Annotated in this window: 5 protein-coding genes; all 5 read right to left on the reverse strand. The window is 58.6% G+C overall.

From position 1 onward, the window contains the following. Window positions 1–73: 73 nt before the first annotated feature. A complete protein-coding gene (locus AXK12_RS04855; protein WP_068712014.1) occupies window positions 74–3,535 on the reverse strand; it encodes a ribonucleoside-diphosphate reductase subunit alpha in 3,462 nt (1,153 codons plus the stop codon). Between the two features lie 119 nt (window positions 3,536–3,654). After that, window positions 3,655–4,755 carry a ribonucleotide-diphosphate reductase subunit beta gene (locus tag AXK12_RS04860; protein ID WP_068712015.1) on the reverse strand — a complete coding sequence of 367 codons (1,101 nt, stop codon included), beginning with the start codon at window positions 4,753–4,755 and terminating at the stop codon, window positions 3,655–3,657. A 137-nt stretch (window positions 4,756–4,892) separates the two neighbouring features. Next, a complete protein-coding gene (locus AXK12_RS04865) occupies window positions 4,893–5,990 on the reverse strand; it encodes a ribonucleotide-diphosphate reductase subunit beta (protein ID WP_343124143.1) in 1,098 nt (365 codons plus the stop codon). Window positions 5,991–6,518: 528 nt separating this feature from the next. Continuing rightward, window positions 6,519–6,704, reverse strand: coding sequence for a hypothetical protein (locus AXK12_RS09035; protein ID WP_156468880.1), 186 nt, complete (start codon window positions 6,702–6,704; stop codon window positions 6,519–6,521). Window positions 6,705–6,797: 93 nt separating this feature from the next. After that, window positions 6,798–7,776 (reverse strand): hypothetical protein (locus tag AXK12_RS04870; protein WP_231863547.1); only part of this gene is annotated, 979 nt, incomplete at its 5' end.

Consider the following 7,776-nt stretch of genomic DNA (forward strand, 5'->3'; position numbering starts at 1 on the left):
CAGCAACGGGACTGAGACCGACGCAAGCAGTTGCGACCGAAATAGGGCGCTTTCTTTGTGCGACGCCTGCCGCTTATTGGCAGGCTTCGCATTCCTCGCCGTTGCGCATCGCCTCAATCGAGCAGGCGAGTTTCTCGGCGGCGCTGTAAACGCGCGGAGCAGCACCGGCTCCACCGACTCCATTAACCGAGCTAGTCGCCCCAACGGGTGAGCCTACGGTCGCCCCAGCACCGACGCTTCCGGCAGCTCCCGCCACTGCGCCGCGGACTTCCTTTTTCACCGACACAGTTGCCTTCTCGATAGTCGAGGCCGCGGCACTGCGCAGGTAATAGGTCGTCTTGAGCCCAGTGTGCCAAGCGTGCCGATACATGTGGCTAAGGATCTTCAGGTCGGGCGTCTTTAGCCAGAGATTCACCGACTGGGATTGGTCGATCCACTTTTGGCGGCGCGCGGCAGCTTCGATTATCCAGCGATACTCGATGTCGAAGGCAGTGCGGTATTTTTCCTTCAGGTCGGCAGGCAGGCCGGGGATGTCGCCGAGCTCGCCGTCGTAATACTTTAAGTGGTCGATCATCTGCCGGTTCCACAGCCCGCGCGCCTTGAGGTCGCGCACGAGGAAGGGGTTTAGCACGATGAACTCGCCCGAGAGGTTGCTCTTAACGAAGAGGTTTTTGTAGGTGGGCTCGATGCAGGGCGAGGTCGCCGTGATGTTCGAGATGGTCGCAGTGGGGGCGATCGCGAGCACGTTACTGTTGCGCATGCCTTGCTTGGCGATTTTCGCCCGCAGCGGCTCCCAATCCATCAAGCCGCCGCGCGGCACTTTGATTTGTAGGCCGCGCTCGCGCTCGAGCAGGTCGAGCGTGTCTTGCGGCAGGAGCCCGCGATCCCACTTCGACCCTTTGTAGCTGGAGTAGGTGCCGCGCTCGGCGGCGAGGTCGCTGGAGGCTTCGTAAGCGTAATAGGCGATCGCCTCCATCGCTTCGTCGTTGAACTCGACGGCGGCCTCCGAGGCGAAGGCGACGCCTTTTAGGTAGAGCGCATTGGCCAAGCCCATAACGCCCATCCCGATCGGGCGGTGCCGCTGGTTGGAGCGCGCGGCGGCCTCCGTCGGGTAGAAGTTGATGTCGATGACGTTGTCGAGCGCGCGAATGGCGATGCGGATGGTCTCGCGCAGCTTTGCGTGGTCGAGCCCGCCATCGGGCAGCAGGTGGTTTTCGAGGATGATCGAGCCGAGGTTGCAGACGGCGGTCTCGTCGTTGCTCGTGTTAAGCGTAATCTCGGTGCACAGGTTCGAGGAGTGGACGACGCCGACGTGGTCTTGCGGCGAGCGCAAGTTGCATGGGTCTTTGAAGGTAATCCACGGATGCCCCGTCTCGAAGAGCATCGAGAGTATCCGCTTCCATAGGTCGATGGCTTGGATTTTTTGACCGTAGATTTTCCCCGCCTCGGCGAGCTGCTCGTAGCGCAGGTAGGCGTCCTCAAACGCTTTCCCGTAAAGGTCATGCAGGTCGGGCACTTCGTTTGAGCGGAAGAGTGTCCACGATTCGCGCGCCTCCATCCGCTTCATGAACAGGTCGGGGATCCAGTTGGCCGTGTTCATGTCGTGAGTGCGGCGGCGGTCGTCGCCGGTGTTTTTGCGCAGTTCGAGGAACTCGAAGATATCGTTGTGCCAAGACTCGAGGTAGGCGCAGCCGGAGCCCTTGCGCTTACCGCCTTGGTTCACGGCGACGAGTTGGTCGTTGTGCAACTTGAGGAAGGGGATGACGCCCTGCGACTCACCGTTTGTCCCGCCGATGTAGGCCCCCGTGCCGCGCACCGCCGTCCAAGAACCGCCGAGCCCGCCCGCCCATTTCGATAAAAACGCGTTTTCCGCGATACCGCGCAGCATGATGCCCTCAATCGAATCGTCCACATAGTAGAGGTAGCAGGAGCTGAGCTGTGAGTGCAGCGTGCCGGAGTTAAAGAGCGTGGGCGTCGAGCTGCAAAACCGACGGCCCTTATAGAGCCCGTAGAGCGCGGCGACCTTCGCCTCACGGGTTTCGGTCGGCTCGTCGAGCATCAACCCCATCGCGACGCGCATCCAGAAAAACTGCGGCGTCTCGATGCGTCGCGCAGGCGTGCTCGTTTTATCGACGATGAGGTAGCGGTCGTAGAGCGTCTGGATGCCGAGGAAGTCGAACTCTAGGTCGGCACTCGGGTCGAGCGCCGCCGCGAGCGCACCGAGGTCGTAGTCGAGCAGCCGGGGGTTGAGCCGCTTGATCGCTACGCCGTGCTCTAAGTAACGCTTAAACGCACGTTGGTGCGCCGTCTTTAGCGCGCCGATCCCATCGCGCAAAATGTCCCAGCCGAGCACCTCCTCGTAAAGGTAGCTGAGCTGGATGCGGCCCGCGAACTTCGCGAAATCGGCGTCCTGCTCGATGAGCGTCTTCGAGTTTAGGACGATGGTCGCGTCCAAGTCCTTTTGCGTAATCTGGTCGTAAACCGCGCGGCGCAGCTCGGCCTCGATCTCCTCCGCACTGAGGCACAGGTCGAGCCCGAGGCTCGCAAACTCGATCCGCTTTTTGAGGTCAGCACCGTCCCAAAAGACGTTCGATCCGTCCGGCTTTTTGACCATGACGAGCGTTTCCTGTCCGGCAGGAATCGTAGTCGGCACGCCATCCGCATCCGTGCTCGCAGCACTCTCGCCCGTCGCAAGCCCAAGCCCCACGCCGTCGCCCGTATCCGCGCCGATACTACCGGCTGCACTCGCCGCGCCGCTCGCCGCAGCGCGCAGCGCAGCGGCACGCTCGCGAAACTGGATATACGCCTTGGCCACCTTGTAGTGGCCGGACTTCATCAACTCCTCTTCGACGATGTCCTGTACCTCCTCGATGTGGATGAGGGCTTGCGACGACGCCTTCACGCGCTCGGTCACAGCGCGCGTAATCGCAGCGGCGGGCGCAGAGTCGGTTTCCAGCGAGAGGAAGGTCTTGCGCAGCGCGAGCTCCACCTTTTGCGCCCGCCAAGGCACGACTTGGTTATTGCGGCGGATGACGCGCAGGCCGCTGTTTGTCACAGCGGGACTGGCCGCCGGACGGTCGATTAGCGAGAGCTTCCGCGAGCGGTTGAGCAGCAGGCTTTTCGCCACAGAATACTCGTCGTTATCGACAAGCGTTTTTTCGATAAGCTCGTAAAGCTCGGCCAGCGTCAGCTTCAGCGGCCCTTGTTCGCGAGCGAGCGAAGCGAGGTTCTCCGAGAGCTCGCGGCAAATCCGCCGCACCCACGCACGACTCTCGTCGTTGAAAATGTCTTTCTGGCCTTTGGCGAGGCGGACGTTGGTCAGTGCCTTGCCGAGTGTGTCAGCGACCTCCGCCAGCTCGAAAGGCTCCTCGCCATGCGGGCAAAGCAGCGTCACCGGCGGCGGCGGGAGCGAAAGCTCGGCGGCGGCCTCGCCCCCCTCCAAAGCCTCGCGCCACGGATAGTGCGGCTTTTGCTCAACGGGAGTGTGGACGGTTTTCTTGAGGGCGAGGTCGTATTCGAGAGTAGAAGTAGTCATTTAGCGGATACAGGATAGGTAGGTGAACGAGGGGATGAGCAGGGCTACCGTTTTTTTTTGGGGGCAGTCCCTGTTCTGTTGGGTGGGCGGGCGCTTCGTTTGTGTGTTGTGTTAAAAAGTTAGAGGTCGTCGTCGCTGGATTGGTTGAGCGACGCCGTTTTTTGGTAGTCGTGGGAGCCACCATCTGCTGCGGCAGCAAGCCCGAGTAATTCATCGAGCCAGGGAAGCGGGTTCTGCGCCTTCGCGCCGCCGCCAGCGGAGAGCGAAGCGAGGTTACAGCCTTCGAGGCGGCGGTCGCCGACGGTGTCGAGGTAAGTGAGCAAGTCGTCGAGTCTGAGCCCCGCCGCCGCGACTGCATCGGCCCCGAGCCCATCGCGCACGAAGCGTTTTTCTTCCGCGATCGCCGTGGCCATCAGCCCGCGCAACTCCTCGCGAAACGCCTCCGTCCACAATTCGCCGTTTTCCTTAATCAGCTCCAAAAACAGGTTTCGGAAAAACTCAATGTGCTGGGCTTCGTCGCGCAGCGTGTTCCTAAAAATCTGGCCGACTGCCGGAAACTTCCCCTGCGCATAGAGCGAGAGCACAAGCGCATGCAGCCCAAAGAATTTCGTGCCCTCCACGCATTGGCTAAAGAGGAAAATCGTCTTGGCGAAAAGCTGCTTGTTTTCGTGCAGCGTGAGATCGAGCCCGCGGTGAAAGTCCGGCGAGATCTGCTCCGAAAGTTGCGGTGCGGGCCGACCCGCCGCACAGGCAGCACGAAACCGCGCCTCGCAGGTGTGCGGGTTTAGCCCCAGCCCGCCAGTCATATGCACGAGCGAATCGGTGTGGACGTTTTCCTCGTGCGTGTGCCGCCCAAGGACGAGCTTTAGCTCCGGCGCAGTCACGAGCTCTCGCGTCGCATAACGCACCGCATAGCCATCAAAGGCCTCCGCCGCTGCGAAGTAGCCCACGCCCAGCCGCACGATGTCGCGCTCCGCGTCACTCACCACGCGCACATCACGCCAGTGCGCCACATCCCGCGCCATCGCGTGCTCTTCCGCGTCCCAGTGGTTCGCCTTCATCGTGCGATACAGGTCGTAAGCCCACTGATATTTGAGCGGCAGCAGGTTAAAGGTCATCGTCTCGTAGCCATTGATAACCCGTTTCCCCATAAAAACTTGCTCTGCTTTGGCTTGGTCGAGGGCAAAGGAACGCGGGCCGATTTGGAAAACTTTTTGCATTGGGCGAAAGGGGGAAAAGGCGTATGAAGCGGGAAAGTGGAACAGGTCGGGGGCGAGCGGTGCGTAGGTGGAGAGCGATTTTCCGTGTGGGCGAGGAGGGCGGGAGGCGGGAGGGCGCGCGGTGAGCAGGAAAAACCTCAGAGATCGTCGTCACTCTCGAAGCTCAGCGAGGATGCCTTCTGGTATTCGGTAACGCGCCCTTCGAAGAAGTTTTGCTCCTTCTTGATATCCATCATCTCGGCCAACCACGGCAGCGGATTTTGGATTTCCGTTTTCGAAAACGGCTCCAAGCCACAACTCTCCAGCCGCCGGTCGGCGATATAGTCGATGTAGGTCAGGAAATCCTCCGCCACCAGCCCCACCGCGTTCATCGGCAGGCAGTCGCGGATGAAGTCCTTCTCCAGCGTAACCGCCTCGTGCATCATCTCGCGCAGCTCCTCGCGAAGCTCGGGCGTCCAGATCACGCGGTTCTCCTCCACCAAGTCCATGAACAAGTTACGGTAGTTTTCGATGTGGTTCGACTCGTCGCGCAGCGTGTAGCGAAACATCTGCCCCACCCCGGGAAACTTGTTCTGCCGGTAAAGCGAAAGGATCATCCCAAACAGCCCGTAAAACTGCGTGCCCTCCATGCACTGGCCAAAGAGAAACATGTTTTTCGCGTAGAGCGCGATGTTCTCCGGCTGCGTGAAATCGAGCCCCACGCGCAAGTCCTTAGAGTTACGCGTCACGAACTCGTTCTTGCGCACAATCGTCGGGATGTCGTCGAACATCGCCTCGCACTCGTGCGGGTTAATCCCCAGCGACGCGATCATGTACAGCAGCGAGTCCGCATGGATGTTCTCCTCGTGCGCGTGGCGGCTCGTCACCAACCTCAACTCCGGCGCGCTAATAAGCTGGCGCGTAACGTGTTGCACATTATCGCCCACAATCCCCTCCGCCGCCGAAAAGTAGCCCAAGCCCATCCGAATAATCCAGCGGTCAACGTCTGTCACCGCCAGCGGATCGCGCCACTGCTCGATGTCCTTGCCCATCGGGATATCCTCCGGCTCCCAGTGGTTCGCCTTCATCGTCCGGTAAAGCTCGTAAGCCCAAGGATATTTCAGCGGGAAAAGCCCGAACTGCTCCGAACGCACGCCATTGATGACGCGCTTGCCCGCCAACGCCGCCTGCGCCTTCACCGGATCGAGCAGGAAACGCCGCTCCCCCACTTCGTAAACCTGCTCCGGAGCAGCAATTACGGAAGCCGCCGCAGGCCTAGAAAGCGCATTCGGGACGGCAGACGACGCCACAGCAGTGGACGGGAAACTAGTAGGAAAACTCGGCTGGGACATCGAAAAAAGGAAGCGACTTGAGAGGTGAAAAAGAGACGGGAAAAGGTGAAGACAGGAGGGAAAAGGAGCGTTTTTAGGACAAAAACGCCGCACGCGAACTTAAGTTTAGCACAACTTACTGAAGCGTTACTCACCACAACAGGATGTGGTTGCATAGCGCCGATACCACAAGATGTGGAGGGTCCGGCTCCGACGCGTCAACCGGTTTCCCCTAAGAAATCTCCGCAGCTGCCGAACCAGTAGCCGCCCTACTACCCTAGCCCCACCTGAACAAAAAAGTTCTCTAAACCCACTCCCCCAACGCCTCCGTTTGGCGGCCAGGCCCCCCGCAAAAACCGCACGCTCCAACTCCTCGTTCTCGCTCCCACGCACAACTCCGCAACGGCTCAGGATCTGCTCCCGCTTCAAACGCCACGACGAAATCGCCGTCGCCTAGCGCTGGCTGCTGCGCTTTTTTCCCACTACGCGTGGGGCGGCAGCGTGTCGCTGCACCCATTTACCGAAGGCTTGGTTGCCGTGCATGCGCACGGCAACCAAGCCTTCGGTAAGAAAGGCCACCAAACTTGGAGGCGGGAGCTTTCTGGTGATTTCCCCCACCTCGCCCAAACGGGTTATCACTCTACTTGCCCCTCCCTGTCGCAACGCGACAGGGGAAGGGACTTCAAATTTGGGAATTGGTTTCGTCGCGAAGCGACGGGGCCAATTCCCAAATTAAATGGAAGCGGTCACTGACCGCCGCCCCACGCGTAGTGGAAAACGCTGTTTTTGCCGCCGCCGGTAGCGGACAAGCCCGAGTACGGCTAACATTAAGCCGGCCCCGTAAGTCGCGGGCTCAGGAGCACCGTTAATCATCCAATATTCACTGTTATAGTCCTCTAGGTGGATCTTACTAGGATCATAGCCCTCAAATTTCATTTTTTTCAGTGCAGCCTCTAAATTTTTGCTCGTTTTCTTTACTAAAATAAAGTCACGGCCTTCTGCCCAGCCTACAACTCTCAGCTCCCCGCTGGAACGAACCAACAGGTCATCTAGGTAAAGTTTTTTTATAGCAGTAGGCTTATTTTCATGTCCGAAGGATATAATACCAAAGCTATCTACAGTTAATTGTTTAAAACTCTGAGTAACGTCACCTCCCCAAGAACCAAAACGAAGCCTCCCCCCTTTTAACGCAACAACAGAGCTGCGATCTAATTGATGGCTACTGTCAAAAGTGAGAATCGCACTCCTATTTACGAAAACATTCCCTTTAATGGCAACAACCCCGTCGCCCTTCCTCAGCCCCAAGTAGGTATTTGATAGCTCAACATCGCCAGTAAACGTATTGCCGCTCCCCCCTCCCATTATCACTTGCTTCTTTTCCCCTTCACTGGAAATTCTAAGTCCTACCTTGTGGCCATTATCTCTAATCCTAGAATTTATAAGCAAGCTGTACTCGGTATCTCCATCCAAGACCATATCTATCGTATTTTTACTCGAAGTAATGTCTCCCCTGCCCACTATGCTCGCCCCACGCGGGTTATTAGAATAAAGCCTTCCGTCAATAAAGAGAGTATAACCATTGAGATCCAAGGAAGGATAGTCTCCGGTCTCAGCGCTGAGAGTGACGGATCCGTGATGATCTCTATCAAGAGACACGCTCCCAATTACATTAATATTACTAATACAATGGGGGGGGGGGGGGGAAAATTTT

The organism is Cephaloticoccus capnophilus (genome assembly GCF_001580045.1).
In the GTDB taxonomy this organism is placed as follows: Bacteria; Verrucomicrobiota; Verrucomicrobiia; order Opitutales; family Opitutaceae; genus Cephaloticoccus; species Cephaloticoccus capnophilus.